The following is a 14,947-nucleotide window of genomic DNA, read 5'->3' on the forward strand; positions in this document are numbered from 1 at the left end:
GCCGAGTTGCGCCAGGGAAGGAAGAGGGGCTGGCGGACGGTCGCCGCCCTCAGTCGCGCAGCCGTTCGCTGAGAAAGGCGATGAGCGCCTCGACTCGCGCGGGTCGAAGCGCGCTCGGCGGGGTGAGAAGGTGGAGGCCGATCGGCGCCGGCGCCCAGTCCGGCATGATCTCCACTACCCGCCCCGCGGCGATCCCGGCGCCGACGATGAAGCCCGGCAGTCGCGCGATGCCCAGCCCCGCCTCCAGTGCGGGCACCAGCGCGTCGCCGCTGTTCGCCGCGAGCGGTCCCTGCGCCTTCACCGACACCTCGGCGCCGTCGCGCGAGCGAAAGCGCCACGGGCCGGTCAGGTTGGTATAGCCCAGCAGCCGATGCTCGCCGAGCTGCGACGGGTGAGTCGGCGTGCCGTGCGTCGCGAGATAGGCAGGCGCCGCGACGACATGCGCCGTGATCGTGCACAGCCGGCGCGCGCGCAGCGAACTGTCGGGCAGGTCGGCGATCCGCAGCGCCACGTCGAACCCCTCGGCGACGATGTCGACGCGCGAGTCGGCGAGGTGGAGCTCGATCTCGATCGCGGGATGCGCCGCTAGGAAATCGGCCACGGCAGGAGCGACGTGCTTGAGCCCGAAGCTCATCGGCGCCGCCAGCCGCACGCGTCCGGCCGGCGCGAGCGCGCCGTCGCGCGCGGCCTCCTCGGCGGCATGCGCCTCCGCGACGATCCGTGCGGCATGCTCGGCTAGGGGGCGCCCGGCCTCGGTCAGCGCGAGCCGGCGCGAGGTTCGATGGAACAGAGACACCTGCAGCTGCGCTTCCAGCCGCGACACGCCCTTGGAGACCGTCGCCTTGCTAAGCCCGATCGCGTCCGCCGCCGCGCTGAACGAGCGATGCTCGGCCACCGCCGCGAAGATCGCCCAGGCCTCGAGATCGGGGAGCCGCATCGTCACCGGCGTAGAGGCCGAAACGATCCGTTTCAATCGGGCGCGTTCCGTCGGGGCCTGCGCTTACCTAGGTTGATCGTACCCGAGCGCGTTACCGACGCGCGCCCTGCCCTAATCCGCACCAGGAGCCACTGCCATGACCAAGGTCCTCGTCCTCTATTATTCGTCCTACGGCCATATCGAGAAGATGGCCGACGCGGTCGCGGAAGGCGCGCGGGCGGGCGGCGCCGAGGTCGACATCCGTCGCGTGGCGGAGACCGCCCCCGCCGAGATCGTCGCCGCGGCCGGCTTCAAGACCGACACTGCGCACCCCGAGATCGAGGGTCCCGACGCGCTCGCCGGCTATGACGCGATCATCGTCGGCGCGCCGACGCGTTACGGCCGCATGCCGAGCCAGATGGCGGCGTTCTGGGACACCACCGGCGGGCTGTGGATGAAGGGCGCGCTGGTCGGCAAGGTCGGCGGCGCCTTCACCTCGACCGCTAGCCAGCACGGCGGCCAGGAGACCACGCTCTTCTCGATCATTACCAACCTGCTCCACCACGGCATGACGATCGTCGGTCTCGACTACGGCTACCAGGGTCAGATGGGCGTCAAGGAAGTGCACGGCGGCACCCCCTATGGCGCCTCGACGTTGGCCGACGGCGACGGCAGCCGCCAGCCGAGCCAGGTCGATCTCGACGGCGCGCGCTATCAGGGCAAGCGCATCGCCGAGACCGCGGCCAAGCTGAAAGGCTGAGCCCTCTCCCCGCCTCGGAGCGGCCGCGACAGTGCCGCTTCGGGGCGGGGCGTCGCGCCGCCGGCGCTCATCTCAGCCCGCGGTCGACTCGCGCTCGATCAGCTCATAGTCGACCAACTCGTCCTCGGCCTCGGCCAACTCGCCGCGCCGGCCCGCGCGAATCAGCATCTCGGCGGCGCGATACGCCATCAGTTGGATCGGCTGGCGCACGGTCGTCAGCGCGGGCGAGATCAGCGACGCCATCGTCGTGTCGTCGAAACCGGTCACGGCCAGGTCACGCGGCAGCCGCAGCCCGCGACGGTGCGCCTCGCCGATCACGCCGGCTGCCATGTCGTCGTTGCTGCACATGATAGCGCTGGGACGATCGGCGGGCGACAGCAGTGCAGAGCCGGCGGCGATGCCCGACTCATGGTCGAAACGCCCCTCGAACAATAGCCGCGTGTCCGCGGCGATCCCGGCGCCCGCGAGCGCGTCGTGATAACCGTGGATCCGGTCGGCGCTGTCGGAATGGTTGGGCGGCCCCGAGACGAGCGCGATGCGGCGATGGCCGCGCTCGATCAGGCGCCGCGTCAAAGCCCGCATCGCCGCGCGATTGTCGATCCTGACGGTGGCGGTGCCTGGCAGCGTCGCACCGGTCGCGATCGCGGCTGCGGGCACGCCGAGCGCATCCACGACGCCCGCCTCGCTCAGCAACTCGGCGAAGGGCGGGATCAGCAGCAGCGCGTCCGCCCCGCCGCGCACCAGCGCGCGCGCCGCGGCCTCCGCGGCCTCGTGGGTGAGCCGCTGCTCCTCGCGCAACAGCAGCTGGAGCCCGTGCGCGTTGGTGGCGCGCAGCGAGCCGGTCAGGATGGCGTCCAGGAAGGGCGTGCGCGCGCCGCTGTAGATCAGCCCCACCGTCGTGGCGCGCGCGCGCGCGAGCAGGCGCGCGCTGACGTTGGGGACATAGCCCAGCTCGTCGATCGCGGCGCGCACCGCCGCGACCGTCGCGGGGGCGGCGCGGCCGGCGCCGTTGATGACGTTCGAGACCGTCATCGGCGAGACGCCGGCGCGCGCCGCGACCGCACGCATCGTGACCCCGCGCTCGCCGCGCCGCTCGCTCATCGCGCGCGGCCGGTCACGGGCGGGCGCCGCATCGGCTCAGCCGCCGGGCGCGGGGTGACACGTCGTCAGATCAACCCCGCCTTCTTGGCATTCACCGCGTGGTCCGCCGCGCGGGCGGTCAGCGCCATGAAGGTGAGCGACGGGTTGATGCACGAGATCGAGTTCATCTGCGCACCGTCGGTGACGAACAGGTTGGGCGCGTCATGTGCCTGGCTGAAGCCGTTGAGCACCGAGGCGCGCGGGTCGCGACCCATGCGCGCGCCACCCATCTCGTGGATCGCGTCGCCCGGGACGTGCTCGTCCTCGCTGCTGCGGACGTTGAGCAGCCCCGCCTTGCGGAGCATCTCCTCGCCCTGCTGGCGCGCGTCAGTCATCATCTTCAGCTCGTTGTCGCGGAAGCGGACGTCGAAGCGCATCAGCGGCACGCCGAACCGGTCCACCTTGTCGGGGTGGAGCGAGACGTGGTTGTCCTCATAGGGCAGGCACTCGCCGAACGCGCCCATCGAGAACTGCCACGGGCCGTATTGGCGCATGCCCTGCTTCATCGACGCGCCGAAGCCCTTGGGCTTGGCGGGGTCGCGCCGCGCGCTGCCCTGGTAGCCGTAGCCGCGGCGGAAGCCGAGCCCCTCGTCGCCGTTGTTGTTGCGGAAGCGCGGGATGTACACGCCGCCCGGACGGCGCCCGAACTCGATATACTCGTCCATCCCCGGGATCTCGCCGGCGATGTTGACGCGGAAGATATGATCCATGACGTAGCGGCCGAGCGTGCCGCTGCTGTTGAAGTAGCTCTTCGAGCTCCCTGCCGGGCGCGAGTTCATCAGGATCTGGTTCGACGCCATCGCCGAAGCGCAGAGGAAGACAATGTCGGCGTTGACCGTCTCGGCCTGACCGGTCTTGGCGTCGACGAAGCGGACGCCCGTCACGCGCTTGCGCTGTGGATCATATTCGAGGTTGGTCACCACCGCGTCCGAGCGCAGCGTGAAGCGTCCCGTGGCGCGCGCCGCCGGCAGCGTCACCGCCTGGGTCGAGAAATAGGCGCCGAACGAGCAGCCGCGGCCGCACTGGTTACGCACCTGGCACTTGCTGCGGTTCTGGTCGGGCTTGTCCTCGGTCATGTTGGACAGGCGCGTATTGATCAGCTTGCGCCCGGGGAACGCGCCCTCGAGCCGCTGCTTGAACCACTTCTCCGCGACGTTCATCGGCATCGGCGGCTGGAACTGGCTGTCCGGCAGGTAGGGCAGGTTCTCGCGCGAGCCCGACACGCCGATATATTTCTCGACGTAATCGTACCACGGCGCGACGTCGTCATAGCGGATCGGCCAGTCGCCGCCGACATTCTCCTTCTTGTTCGCCTCGAAGTCGGCCGGGCTCCAGCGGAAGCACCAGCGACCCCAGATCAGCGACTTGCCGCCGACCGCGGCGGGGCGGATCCAGTAGAACTTGCTGCCCTCGTCATAGGCGTACGGGTTCAACCGGTCATTGTTGTAATATTTCTGGGTGCTCGGCGAGACATACCCGTGCGTGGTGATGAAATAGTCGCTCTTCACCAGCTCCGGCGGCATCATGTCGCGCGCCGGGATCTCGTAGGCGGGCTTGCCGTCGTAGGTATAATCGGTCTGATGCTCGACCATGATCCCACGGTCGAGCATCAGGACGCGCATGCCTTTCTCGGTCAGTTCCTTGGCGGCGAAGCCGCCGCTGACACCGGAGCCGATGACGATCGCGTCGAATTTGTTGGTAGCTGCCATGATCCCCTCCCGGGATGAGTGTCGTCAGAAGCGCAGCTTGCGCAGCGTCTGGAAGCTGGTGGTGATGTCGGGGATGTAGGGCGCGGGCGACTCGTCGTTCTCGACGTAGAAGTGCTTCACGCCGGCCATCGTGTTGAGCTTGAACAGCTTGCCGAAGTCGATCGTGCCGAGCCCGACCGAGGTCATCTTGCCGTCGGGGCGTTGGTCCTTGACGTGATAGGCGTAGATCCGCCCCGCCATCCGCTTGATCAGCGCGGCCGCGTCCTCGCCGGCGTGGATCGCCCAGTAGAGGTCGATCTCGACCTTCACCAGCTTGGGATCGGTGCCCTTGATGAAGCGGTCGTACAGGCTGACGCCGTCGGGCTTGTTGGTGAATTCGAAATCGTGGTTGTGATAGGCGAAGCCCAGCCCGTTCTGCGCCAGCTCGCGCGCGAACTTGTTGAAGTTCGGCAGTGCCGCTTCCCAGGCCGCGGCGGTGCGATGCTCGTCCGTCATGTACGGCAGCACGATCGTGTCGGCGCCGAGCGTCTTGGCCATCTTCACGCTGTCGTCGAACTTGTTGAGCAGCAGGTCGTAGCCGACGTGGATCGACGGCGAGGTCAGACCCAGCCGGTCCATCGTCCGGCGCAGCATGGCGTGATCCATGCTGTCATAGCCACCGCCGCCGTACTCGACCTCGCGGTAGCCGATCTTGGCGATCTGCCCGAGCGTGGCGACCGGGTCCTTCTGGAACAGCTCGCGGACGGTGTAGAGCTGGATACCCACCTTGCCGAGCTGCGCGGCCGACGCGGGCAGTGCGCCCGCGACACCGAGGGCGGCGAGACCGGCGCTGCCGGCCAGGAACGTGCGACGATCCGTCATCATGAGGAATAGACCTTGTTGACCTTGGAGTAGAGGAAGGCGCCGTCATATTGGCCGGGCACCGGCAGATATTCGCGCTCCTGCGTGATGCCGATCTCGGACGTGTAATAGCCCACGATCACCATCTGGCGGAACGGCTCGAAGAAGGCGGCGCCGCCGGGCACCTTGTCCTCCATCGCCAGCGTCAGCAACGCGTCCTGTTGCGCCGGGGTGACCGCGGTAGCGCTCTTCTTGTAATCGGCGCGGCTGCGCGCCTCGATCGCGTCGAGACCCGCGATAATCGGCACGCGGTCGCTCGGCTCGGACCAGTCGGCGAGCAGCTTCTCGATATATTGGGGCACCTCCGCCGCGATCGCGCCGGGCGTGTCGGTCGCCGGGATCACGCGATCGCTCAGCGCTGCCATCAGCGCCTTCTGCGCCGGCGTGAACACCTGCACCGACGGCGGTCCGGTGTTGATCACCCCGAACGCCTGCTGCGAGGCGGCGCCGGCGGCGCGTGCGATGGGGGCGAAGAGTTGGCTGCCGAACATCGCGACGATGCCCGCGAGCGCGTCTCTGCGGTCGATCACTTGGTTTCTCCGTTCAGGTCCCGTGCGCCCGCGCGGGCGCCGCTGCTCGTGTTGGTCATGCTTCCTCCCCTGCGACCCGATCGATCGCGCGATAGGCGGCGATCAGCCGCTCCTCGCCCGCGCGCCCCTCGCGCGCATTGCCGTGCTCCATGCCGATCACGCCGGCGTAGCGCTTGTCGCGCAGCCAGCGGACGACATTGGCATAGTTGATCTCGCCCGTGCCCGGCTCGTTGCGGCCGGGATTGTCGCCGAACTGGATGTAGCCGATCTCGTCCCAGCAGGTGGCGAGCGAGTTGATCAAATTCCCCGACTGAATCTGCTCGTGATAGCAGTCGGCGAGGATCTTGATCCCCGGGTTGTTCACCCCGCGCGCCACGGCATAGCCGGCCGACCAGCTCTGCATGTAGACATGGGGATGGTTCACCCGCGTGTTGAGCGGCTCCATCACCAGCACCAGCCCGTGCGGCGCGACGATGTCGCCGGCGCGGCGCATCAGGTCGATCACGCGCGCGGTCTGGATTTCGACCGGGACGCGCGGGTCGAGGAAGCCGGTGACGACGGTGGCGCGCCGCGTGTTGAGGCGCTTGGCCACCTCGATCGAGGCGCGCACGTCGGCGAGGAAGGCCTCGCGCTCGGCGCCGTCGTCGCTGCCGAAGATCGGGCGGAACTCCGACCATCGCGGCATGCTCGCGACGAACACGCCCATCGCCATGCCGCGCTGCTGCAGCGCCTTGGCCATCGCCTCCTGCTGCGCGACCGGCCGGGCCCTCGCCTCATTGTCCTCCCAGGCACGGAAGCCCTGGTCCGCGGCGAAGGCGATCTGCTCGAGCAGGCCGCCGCGGCTCTTGAAGCTGCCCTCGTGCGGCGCGAAGCCGAGCGAGAAATGCGCCGCATTGGAGGTCGCGCCGCGCTGCGCCGCCGCCGCGGACGCCGCCAGCGGCAGCGCCGCCCCGGCGGCGATCAGCGAGCGGCGCGTCGGCGTCACGCGGCGTCGCCGCGCGCCAGCGTGGCGCCGCGCGCGCGCCGCTCGGACAGCCAGATGCCGCCGAACACGAACAGCAGCACCACCGGGAACAGGGCCAGCTTGGCGAAGGACTGCGACGCCGCCGCATCCTCGACCTGACGCAGCGCCGCGCCGGTCAGCTGCTTGAACGCCTCGGGCCCGCCGGCGAGCGCCACCTTGGCCTCGTCGAACATGCCCCCCAGCAGCGGCAGCACGAAGAAGCTCGCCAGCGCGCCGGCCGAGCCGACCAGCCCGATCGCCCAGGCGCCGCCGCGCGGGTAGCGCTCGGCGACCGAGGCCAGCATCGTCGGCCACATTGCGCAGACGCCGAGGCCCCAGACGGTCGAGGCCAGGATCGCCGCGACCGGCGACTGCGCCAGCGACAGCAGGAACAGGCCGATGCCCGCGAGCAGGCTAGAGATCCACAGCAAACCGGGGTTCGACAGGCGGTTCGCCAAGCGCCCGGCGAAGTGGCGGAACACGAACATGAGCGCGCTGACATAGACCAGCAGCAGGATGCCGCGCATGCCGACGCGGTTGGTGAGCGCGACGTCGAGCCACTGGCCCGGAGCGAGCTCCGACGAGGCAGTGAGGAACATCGCGCCGAACCACACGAAGAAGCTAGGGCGGCGGAACACCTCGCCGATCATCTCGCCGAAACCGGCGCCCTCCACCTCCGCGGGGGGCGCCGGGAAGGTGGTGGTGGCCGCGATCACGACCACGCCGACCGCGGGGATCAGCACCGAGCCCATGATCGCCTGCCACGGCAGCACATTGGCGAGGAACACCCCGGCCAGGCCGCCGATGATCAGCCCGCCCGGATACCAGGCGTGAAGCACGTTCAGGCGGTGCGTCGTCTCGTCCGGGTAGAGCCGCGCGGTGAGCGGATTGATCGAGGCCTCAGCGAGGCCCCAGCCGATCCCGCTCAACAGCATGCCGAACCAGACGAGGTTGTAGACCGCCATGCCGGTGGCGAGATGTCCCGCGCCGACGATCAGCCCGGTGCCGAGCAGGAAGCAGATGCCGCAGCCGATCAGCACGCGCTTGGCGCCGATCTTGTCGAGCAGCGCGCTGACGACGAACACCGTGATCGCGAAGCCGAGAAACGCGGAACCCAGGGCCGCACCGATCAGTTCACCCGCCTGAACCGGAGCGATGGGGTCGATCCACTCCGCCTTGAGGCTGCTGGCGACCGCGGCGCGCAACGAGGCGCTGATCGCGGCGGTGGCCAGTGCCAGCACGCCGAGCCAGAACAATCGGCTGCGGTTCACTCCTGCCTGATCCACTCGGTCCTCTCCCTTATCTCTCTGTCGTTATCGTGGCTGTGCGGGATCAGCCGAGGCCGAGCAGGCGGCGATTGGCGCTGGGATCGCTGCCGCCGGCGAAATCGTCGAAGGCATGTTCCGGGCGCCGGATCATGTGCGCCTCGATGAACGGCGCTCCCTCGCGTGCGCCATCCTGCGGGTGCTTGAGCGCGCATTCCCACTCCAGCACCGCCCATCCCGAGTAATCATACTGGGTGAGCTTGGAGAAGATGCCGCCGAAGTCGACCTGCCCGTCGCCCAGCGAGCGGAACCGACCGGGACGATCGACCCAGTCCGAATAGCTGCCGTACACGCCCGCCCGGCCGGTCGGGTTGAGCTCCGCGTCCTTGACGTGGAACATCTTGATGCGCTCGTGATAGATGTCGATGAACTGGAGATAGTCCATCGCCTGCAGCACCATATGGCTGGGATCGTAGAGGATGTTGGCGCGCTGGTGGCCGCCGACCTGGTCGAGGAAGCGCTCGAAGGTGACGCCGTCGTGCAGGTCCTCGCCGGGATGCAGCTCGAAGCAGAGATCGATGCCCTCCTCCTCGAACGCGTCGAGGATCGGGGTCCAGCGCCGGCCCAGCTCGGCGAACGCCTCTTCCACCAGACCCGCCGGGCGCTGCGGCCAGGGATAGACGAAGCCCCAGACGAATGCGCCCGAGAAGGTCGCGTGCGCGCTCAGCCCGAGGCGCCGGCTCGCCTTGGCGGCGAGGCGGAGGCGCTCGACCGCCCATTGCTGCCGCTCGGCGGGCTTGCCGCGCAGCTCGGGCGGCGCGAAGCCGTCGAACAACTCGTCATAGGCAGGATGTACCGCGACGAGCTGGCCCTGGAGGTGGGTCGAGAGCTCGGTGATCTCCACCCCCGCCTCGCGGCAGCGGCCGATCAGCTCGTCGGCATAGGTCTGGCTCTCGGCGGCGCGCTCGAGATCGATGCAGCGCGCGTCCCAGGTCGGGATCTGCACGCCGGCATAGCCCGCGTCCGCCATCCAGCGCGCGGCGCTGTCGAGCGTGTCGAACGGCGCCTCGCCCATGAACTGGGCGAGGAAGACCCCCGGCCCGCGCATCGCCGGCGCGCCGCTCACTTGAGCGTCTTGAGATAGGCGATGACGGCGGCGCGCTTCGTCGGGTCGGCCATGCCGATCGGCATGCGCGTGCCCGGCACCTTCTTGCTCGGCGCGGCGATGAACTCGCTCAGCGACTTCTCGTCCCACGTCAGCTTGGACGCCTTGAGCGCGGCCGAATAGTTGAAGCCGGGCGCAGTGCCGGCGGGGCGGCCGACCACGCCGTAGAGGTTCGGCCCGATGCGGTTGGGGCCACCCTTCTCGACGGTATGGCAGGCCTTGCAGGCCGCGAAGGCCGGCGGCGTAGTGGCCTGCGCCGCCAGCGGCGCGGGCATGAGGGCGATCGCCGCGGCGGCGACGACCGGAAGAGCGGCTAGTCCGGCGATCAGCTTCATCGCGACTCTCTCCAATTGGTTGTTTGTCGTATGTTTAGCGCTAAACAAGCGGGGATCAACCCGCTTGGTGACGCTGCGTCACCGTGGGACAATGCGACGGGAGAGATGAACGATGGCGCAACGACAAGCACTTCGGCTCGCGATGCTGGGCGGCGGCGAGGGCGCCTTCATCGGCGCGGTCCATCGCATGGCGGCCGGTGTTGACGGCGACTGGCGGCTGGTCGCGGGCGCCTTCAGCAGCGACGCCGCGCGCAACACGCGCAGCGGCGAGTCGCTTGGGCTCGACCCGTCGAGGGTCTACGCCACCTTCGAGGACCTGCTCGCCGCCGAGCGAGCGCTGCCCGAGACCGAGCGCGTCGAGGCGGTGGCGATCGTGACGCCGAACCATCTCCACGCGCCGATGTCGATCGCCGCGCTCGACGCCGGCTTCCACGTCATCTGCGAGAAGCCGATGTCGCTCAACCTCGAGGAAGCGAAGGCGATCGCCGCCGCGGTGGAGCGCAGCGGTCGCCACTACGCGCTCGCCTTCACCTACAGCGGCTACCCTCTCGTCGAGGAGGCACGCGCGCGTGTCGAGCGCGGCGACTTCGGCACGATCCGGCTGGTGCAGGTGGAATATTCGCAGGGCTGGCTGGCGCGCGCGATCGACCGCGACGGCAACAAGCAGGCCGAGTGGCGCACCGATCCGGCGCGTGCCGGCCTGGGCGGCTGCCTCGGCGACATCGGCACCCACGCCTTCCAGCTCGCCGAGCACGTCTCCGGGTTGAAGGTGGAGTCGCTCTGCGCCGAGCTGACCACCCACGTGCCAGGCCGTCGCCTCGACGACGACGTCAGCGTGCTGCTGCGCTTCGCCGGCGGCGCGCGCGGCGTGCTCAAGGCCAGCCAGGTCGCGGCCGGCGACGAGAACGGGCTGCGGCTGCGCGTCCACGGCGAACTCGGCGGGCTCGACTGGGCGCAGATGGAGCCCAACACGCTGACGCTGCGCTGGCTCGACAAGCCGGTGGAAGTGCTGCGCACCGGCGGCCCCGGGCTGAGCGAGGGCGCGATCGCGCGGACGCGCACGCCGGCGGGCCACCCGGAGGGCTATATCGAGGCGTTCGCCAACATCTACCGCGGCTTCGCGGGAGCGATCCGCGGGGCGGCGCCGGCCATGTGGTATCCCGGCGTGGAGGACGGCGTGCGCACCATGGCCTTCGTCGAGGCGGTGGTCGGCAACGCCCAGTCGGACGTGAAATGGAGCGCGCTGGGGTAAGCGCGACGGCGCGGCGGGGACGGTCCCGCCGCGCCGGCCGGCTCACGGCTTGGCCGGCGGCTCGGCGCCGAGCGCCTTGTTCTCCTTGGCCGCGGGATCGACCGAGGGCGCGCCAGACGCCGGCGTGCCGGTGTTCGACAGATCGGCGGTGTCGCCCTTGGCGCTCTCGGTGACGTTGGCGACCGCCTGGTCGCCAGCCGCCGGCGCGGCACCGGCCGCGGGTGCGGCGGGCAGCGGCAGGTTCGAGCCCTGCTGGTTGAGATAGGCGATGACGTTGGCGCGATCTTGCGGGTTGCCCAGGCCGGCGAAGGTCATCTTGGTGCCGTTGGCGAACTTGCGCGGGCTGGTGAGCCACGCATTCATCTTGTCGAAGTCCCAGGTGCCGCCGACCGACTTGAGTGCGTCGGAGAAAGCGAAGCCACCCTTCCCCTGCGCGATCCCCTCGCCCAGCGTCGCGTACAGGTTCGGGCCGATGCCGTTGGCGCCACCCTGGTTGATCGTGTGGCAGGCGGCGCACTTCTTGAAGACCTCGGCGCCCTTGGCCGGATCGGCGCTGGCGAGCAGCGACGCGATCGGCACCTCGGCCGCGGCACCACCGCCGCCGGCCTCCTCGACGCCCTCGATCGCGTAGCCCATCTTCTCCGGGCGCTCGCCGTGGAAGACCTGGCTGCCGACGATCGACAGCCCCAGCGCGACTCCGGCACCCGCCAAGACCCAGCCGAAAATCGTGTTGCTACGATCGTCCATGTCGCCCGTGTGCCCCTCTCTAATTAGGTCGATCCATAGAAAAGCCGCCACCGCACCGCAAGCGCTTGAGCGGCGGCCCGCGCTCTTCTACGCGCCGGGACCGAGATGGACAGCTACGCCGCCCCCGCTTTGCCGATCGTCAAGCGCCTGACCGAGGCCGCCGCGCGCGCGCCTGAGAACGCCGTCGCCTTCCAGGGTGCACCCGGCGCCAACAGCCATGTCGCGGTGTGCGAGGCCTTCCCTGAGGCGCTGCCGCTGCCCTGCTTCAGCTTCGACGACGCGCTCGACGCGGTGAAGCACGGCCGCGCCGCGCGCGCCCTGATCCCGATCGAGAACTCGCTCCACGGCCGCGTCGCCGACATCCACTTCCTGCTTCCCGAGTCCGGTCTGGTGATCATCGGCGAGCATTTCCTGCCGATCCGGCACGCGCTGATCGGCCTCGGCCCCCGCGCGGCGGTGTCCAGCGCGATGAGCCATCCCCAGGCGCTCGGCCAGTGCCGACACTGGCTCAAGGCGCACCGCATCGCACCGGTGAGCTATCCCGACACCGCCGGCGCCGCCGCGGTGGTGGCCGAGCTGCGCGACCCCAGCGTCGCCGCGCTCGCCCCGCCGGGCGCCGCGGCGATCTACGGGCTCGAGCTGCTCGCCACCGACATCGCTGACGCCGACCACAACATGACTCGCTTCGTCACGCTGGCGCGTGACGGCGTGGCGCCCGACGGCGAGGGGCCGTGGATGACGACCTTCATCTTCGCGGTGAAGAACGTGCCCGCCGCGCTGTACAAGGCGATGGGCGGGTTCGCGACCAATGGCGTCAACATGACCAAGCTGGAAAGCTACCAGCGCGGCGGCAGCTTCGCGGCGACCGAATTCTACGCCGACGTTGAGGGGCGCCCCGGCGAGCCCGGCTTCGACCGCGCGATGGCCGAACTGGGCTTTCATGCCAAGCATCTGCGCGTGCTCGGTTCCTATCGCCAGGCGCGCAAACGCGGCTGACCGCCCCCTTGCGCGCGCCGCGCCCGCTCCTATCGTGCGGCGCGACGAACATGGGTGGGGACAGACGCGTGATGAAGACCTTGCTGCTGGCCGGCGCCGCGCTCACCGCCGTCGCGGCGTCGCCCGCCTGGACGCAGACCGCACCGCAGCCGCCGCACGCCGCGAAGAGGCCGCGTCAGGTCACCTCGGCCAGTGGGACGCGCGAGGATGATTATTACTGGTTGCGCGACGACACCCGCAAGAACCCCGAGATGCTCGCCTATCTGGCCGCGGAGAACGCCTATGCCGACGCGACGCTGGCGTCGCTCAAGCCGCTGCAGGACAGACTCTACGCCGAGACCGTCAGCCATATCAAACAGGACGACAGCAGCGTCCCCTATCGCGAGCGCGGCTATTATTATCAGACCCGCTTCACGCCGGGCGCGGACTATCCGATCATCGAGCGCCGCAAGGGCGCGCCCGACGCGCCCGCCGAGGTCCTGTTCGATCAGCCCGCGATGGCGAAGGGGCATAATTTCTTCGCACTGAGCGACTGGTCGGTCAGCCAGGACAACCGGCTCGTCGCCTATGCCGAGGATACGGTCGGTCGGCGGCAATATGTCCTCAAGGTCAAGGACCTTTCCACCGGACGGCCGCTGCCGGACACGATCACCAACGTCGAGCCCAATCTCGTCTGGGCCGACGACAACCGCACGCTCTTCTATATCGCCAAGGACCCGGTGACGCTGCGCGGCTATCGCGTGATGGCGCACGTGCTCGGCACGCCGGTGAGCGCGGACCGCCTCGTTTATGAGGAGAAGGACGACACCTTCCAGATGGGGATCAGCCGCACCAGCGACGATCGCTTCATCTGCATCGGCGTGTCTGCCACGGTCAGCGACGAGCAGCGCTGCGCTCCCGCGGCGGCGCCGACCCGCTTCGCGCTGGTGGCGCCCCGCGCGCGCGAGTTCCGCTACGGCGCGGATCACATGGGGGATCGCTGGATCATCCGCACCAACCGCGACGCCCGCAACTACAAGCTCGTCACCGTCGCCGACCGCGATCTCGCCCGCGGTGTCTCCGCCTGGCGCGACCTGACGCCGGCGAGCGACAGCGTCTTCATCGAAGATTTCAAGCCGTTCCGCGGCTTCATCGCGCTCGACCAGCGCGAGGGTGGTAACCGCATGATCCGGCTGTTGACCGACGGCCGTTCCGCCCCGGTCAAGGCCGACGAGCCGGCCTATCAGATGGCGCTGGCGGTCAATCCGGAGCCCGATACCGACTGGGTGCGCTACACCTACGCCTCGCTGGTGACGCCGACGACCACCTACGAGGCCAGTGCGAAGACGGGCGAGCGCCGCGTGCTCAAGGTCGCGCCGGTGCCGGGCTATGACCCGTCGAACTACGTCACCGAGCGGGTCTGGGCGACCGCACGCGACGGCACCAAGGTCCCGGTCTCGGTGGTGTACCGCAAGGGCGTCAAGCGCGACGGCACCGCTCCGCTGTTCCAATATGCCTATGGCAGCTACGGCCTCTCGATGGACCCGGCGGTCGACCCGGCACGGATCGCGATGCTCGACCGCGGCGTGGTCTACGCTTTGGCGCACATCCGCGGCGGGCAGGAAATGGGGCGCGGCTGGTATGACGACGGCCATCTGCTGCACAAGAAGAACAGCTTCACCGACTTCGTCGACGTCACCCGCTATCTGGTGGCGCAGAAATACGCCGCCCCGGGCCGGGTGGCGGCGATGGGCGGCAGCGCGGGCGGGCTGCTGATGGGTGCGGTCGCGAACATGGCGCCGCAGGACTATGCGCTGATCATCGCGCAGGTGCCGTTCGTCGACGTGGTGACCACCATGCTCGACTCCTCGATCCCGCTGACCACGTTTGAATATGACGAATGGGGCAATCCGGCGCAGAAGCCCTTTTACGATTACATGCTGAGCTACTCGCCGTACGACAATGTCGCGGCCAAGGCCTACCCGGCGATGTACGTCAGCACCGGGCTGTGGGACAGCCAGGTGCAATACTACGAGCCGACCAAATGGGTCGCACGGCTGCGCGAGTTGAAGACCGGCGACGCGCCGCTGGTGTACCGAGTCAACATGGAGGCGGGGCACGGCGGCAAGTCGGGCCGCTTCGAGCGCTATCGCCAGGGCGCGGAATGGCAGGCATTCGCGCTGCAGCGATTGAAGGTGGCGGACTGAGGACGGCGCCGCGCTCCCGCCTTGTCGGAGCGCGGTCCAAGCC

At 69.3% G+C, this 14,947-nt stretch carries 14 protein-coding genes; 4 read left to right on the forward strand and 10 right to left on the reverse strand.

Translation table 11 applies throughout. From position 1 onward, the window contains the following. Window positions 1-49 precede the first annotated feature (49 nt). Window positions 50-937: a LysR family transcriptional regulator gene (locus FHY03_RS00510; protein ID WP_183928068.1), complete on the reverse strand. Its 888-nt coding sequence runs from the start codon at window positions 935-937 to the stop codon at window positions 50-52. Between the two features lie 136 nt (window positions 938-1,073). On the opposite strand from FHY03_RS00510, the gene wrbA reads away from it, so the two are divergent. Then, the gene (wrbA, locus tag FHY03_RS00515) at window positions 1,074-1,676 is read left to right on the forward strand and encodes an NAD(P)H:quinone oxidoreductase (protein ID WP_183928070.1); all 603 of its coding nucleotides are present in this window, start codon (window positions 1,074-1,076) and stop codon (window positions 1,674-1,676) included. A 72-nt stretch (window positions 1,677-1,748) separates the two neighbouring features. Here the strand turns inward: wrbA and FHY03_RS00520 are convergent, their stop codons facing one another. The 8 genes from FHY03_RS00520 to FHY03_RS00555 form a co-directional block, all read right to left on the reverse strand. Beyond that, window positions 1,749-2,777, reverse strand: coding sequence for a LacI family DNA-binding transcriptional regulator (locus FHY03_RS00520; RefSeq protein WP_183928072.1), 1,029 nt, complete (start codon window positions 2,775-2,777; stop codon window positions 1,749-1,751). A 65-nt stretch (window positions 2,778-2,842) separates the two neighbouring features. Beyond that, a complete protein-coding gene (locus FHY03_RS00525; protein WP_183928074.1) occupies window positions 2,843-4,525 on the reverse strand; it encodes a GMC family oxidoreductase in 1,683 nt (560 codons plus the stop codon). A 24-nt stretch (window positions 4,526-4,549) separates the two neighbouring features. Beyond that, window positions 4,550-5,389 (reverse strand): sugar phosphate isomerase/epimerase, encoded by an 840-nt coding sequence (locus FHY03_RS00530; protein ID WP_183928076.1) that lies wholly within the window; start codon window positions 5,387-5,389, stop codon window positions 4,550-4,552. Then, the gene (locus tag FHY03_RS00535; RefSeq protein ID WP_183928078.1) at window positions 5,386-5,955 is read right to left on the reverse strand and encodes a gluconate 2-dehydrogenase subunit 3 family protein; all 570 of its coding nucleotides are present in this window, start codon (window positions 5,953-5,955) and stop codon (window positions 5,386-5,388) included. Before FHY03_RS00535 ends, FHY03_RS00530 begins: the two co-directional genes overlap by 4 nt. Window positions 5,956-6,010: 55 nt before the next feature. Then, the gene (locus tag FHY03_RS00540; protein WP_183928080.1) at window positions 6,011-6,940 is read right to left on the reverse strand and encodes a TIM barrel protein; all 930 of its coding nucleotides are present in this window, start codon (window positions 6,938-6,940) and stop codon (window positions 6,011-6,013) included. Further along, window positions 6,937-8,244, reverse strand: coding sequence for a sugar MFS transporter (locus tag FHY03_RS00545; protein WP_183921126.1), 1,308 nt, complete (start codon window positions 8,242-8,244; stop codon window positions 6,937-6,939). Before FHY03_RS00545 ends, FHY03_RS00540 begins: the two co-directional genes overlap by 4 nt. A 46-nt stretch (window positions 8,245-8,290) precedes the next feature. After that, entirely contained in the window at window positions 8,291-9,331 is a 1,041-nt protein-coding gene (locus FHY03_RS00550; RefSeq protein WP_183929181.1) for a sugar phosphate isomerase/epimerase, read from the reverse strand. Between the two features lie 14 nt (window positions 9,332-9,345). Continuing rightward, window positions 9,346-9,723 (reverse strand): cytochrome c family protein, encoded by a 378-nt coding sequence (locus FHY03_RS00555; protein ID WP_183921127.1) that lies wholly within the window; start codon window positions 9,721-9,723, stop codon window positions 9,346-9,348. Window positions 9,724-9,835: 112 nt separating this feature from the next. On the opposite strand from FHY03_RS00555, the gene FHY03_RS00560 reads away from it, so the two are divergent. Then, complete coding sequence (locus FHY03_RS00560) at window positions 9,836-10,975, forward strand: Gfo/Idh/MocA family protein (RefSeq protein ID WP_183928082.1); 1,140 nt, start codon at window positions 9,836-9,838, stop codon at window positions 10,973-10,975. Between the two features lie 42 nt (window positions 10,976-11,017). Here the strand turns inward: FHY03_RS00560 and FHY03_RS00565 are convergent, their stop codons facing one another. After that, on the reverse strand, window positions 11,018-11,722 hold the full coding sequence (locus tag FHY03_RS00565; protein ID WP_183921129.1) for a cytochrome c family protein: 705 nt from the start codon (window positions 11,720-11,722) through the stop codon (window positions 11,018-11,020). A gap of 105 nt (window positions 11,723-11,827) precedes the next feature. Between FHY03_RS00565 and FHY03_RS00570 the strand changes: the two genes are divergently transcribed. Then, window positions 11,828-12,718: a prephenate dehydratase gene (locus FHY03_RS00570; protein WP_183928084.1), complete on the forward strand. Its 891-nt coding sequence runs from the start codon at window positions 11,828-11,830 to the stop codon at window positions 12,716-12,718. Window positions 12,719-12,789: 71 nt separating this feature from the next. Beyond that, a complete protein-coding gene (locus FHY03_RS00575; RefSeq protein WP_183928086.1) occupies window positions 12,790-14,904 on the forward strand; it encodes a S9 family peptidase in 2,115 nt (704 codons plus the stop codon). Window positions 14,905-14,947: the final 43 nt, after the last annotated feature.

The sequence above is a fragment of the Sphingomonas sp. BK345 genome (genome assembly GCF_014193845.1).
In the GTDB taxonomy this organism is placed as follows: domain Bacteria; phylum Pseudomonadota; class Alphaproteobacteria; order Sphingomonadales; family Sphingomonadaceae; genus Sphingomonas.

Coding starts and splice junctions, on each gene's coding strand:
- FHY03_RS00510 (WP_183928068.1), bottom strand. CDS start 937: ATGCGGCTCCCCGATCTCGAGGCCTGGGCGATCTTCGCGGCGGTGGCC.
- wrbA (WP_183928070.1), top strand. CDS start 1,074: ATGACCAAGGTCCTCGTCCTCTATTATTCGTCCTACGGCCATATCGAG.
- FHY03_RS00520 (WP_183928072.1), bottom strand. CDS start 2,777: ATGAGCGAGCGGCGCGGCGAGCGCGGGGTCACGATGCGTGCGGTCGCG.
- FHY03_RS00525 (WP_183928074.1), bottom strand. CDS start 4,525: ATGGCAGCTACCAACAAATTCGACGCGATCGTCATCGGCTCCGGTGTC.
- FHY03_RS00530 (WP_183928076.1), bottom strand. CDS start 5,389: ATGATGACGGATCGTCGCACGTTCCTGGCCGGCAGCGCCGGTCTCGCC.
- FHY03_RS00550 (WP_183929181.1), bottom strand. CDS start 9,331: ATGCGCGGGCCGGGGGTCTTCCTCGCCCAGTTCATGGGCGAGGCGCCG.
- FHY03_RS00555 (WP_183921127.1), bottom strand. CDS start 9,723: ATGAAGCTGATCGCCGGACTAGCCGCTCTTCCGGTCGTCGCCGCCGCG.
- FHY03_RS00560 (WP_183928082.1), top strand. CDS start 9,836: ATGGCGCAACGACAAGCACTTCGGCTCGCGATGCTGGGCGGCGGCGAG.
- FHY03_RS00565 (WP_183921129.1), bottom strand. CDS start 11,722: ATGGACGATCGTAGCAACACGATTTTCGGCTGGGTCTTGGCGGGTGCC.
- FHY03_RS00570 (WP_183928084.1), top strand. CDS start 11,828: ATGGACAGCTACGCCGCCCCCGCTTTGCCGATCGTCAAGCGCCTGACC.
- FHY03_RS00575 (WP_183928086.1), top strand. CDS start 12,790: ATGAAGACCTTGCTGCTGGCCGGCGCCGCGCTCACCGCCGTCGCGGCG.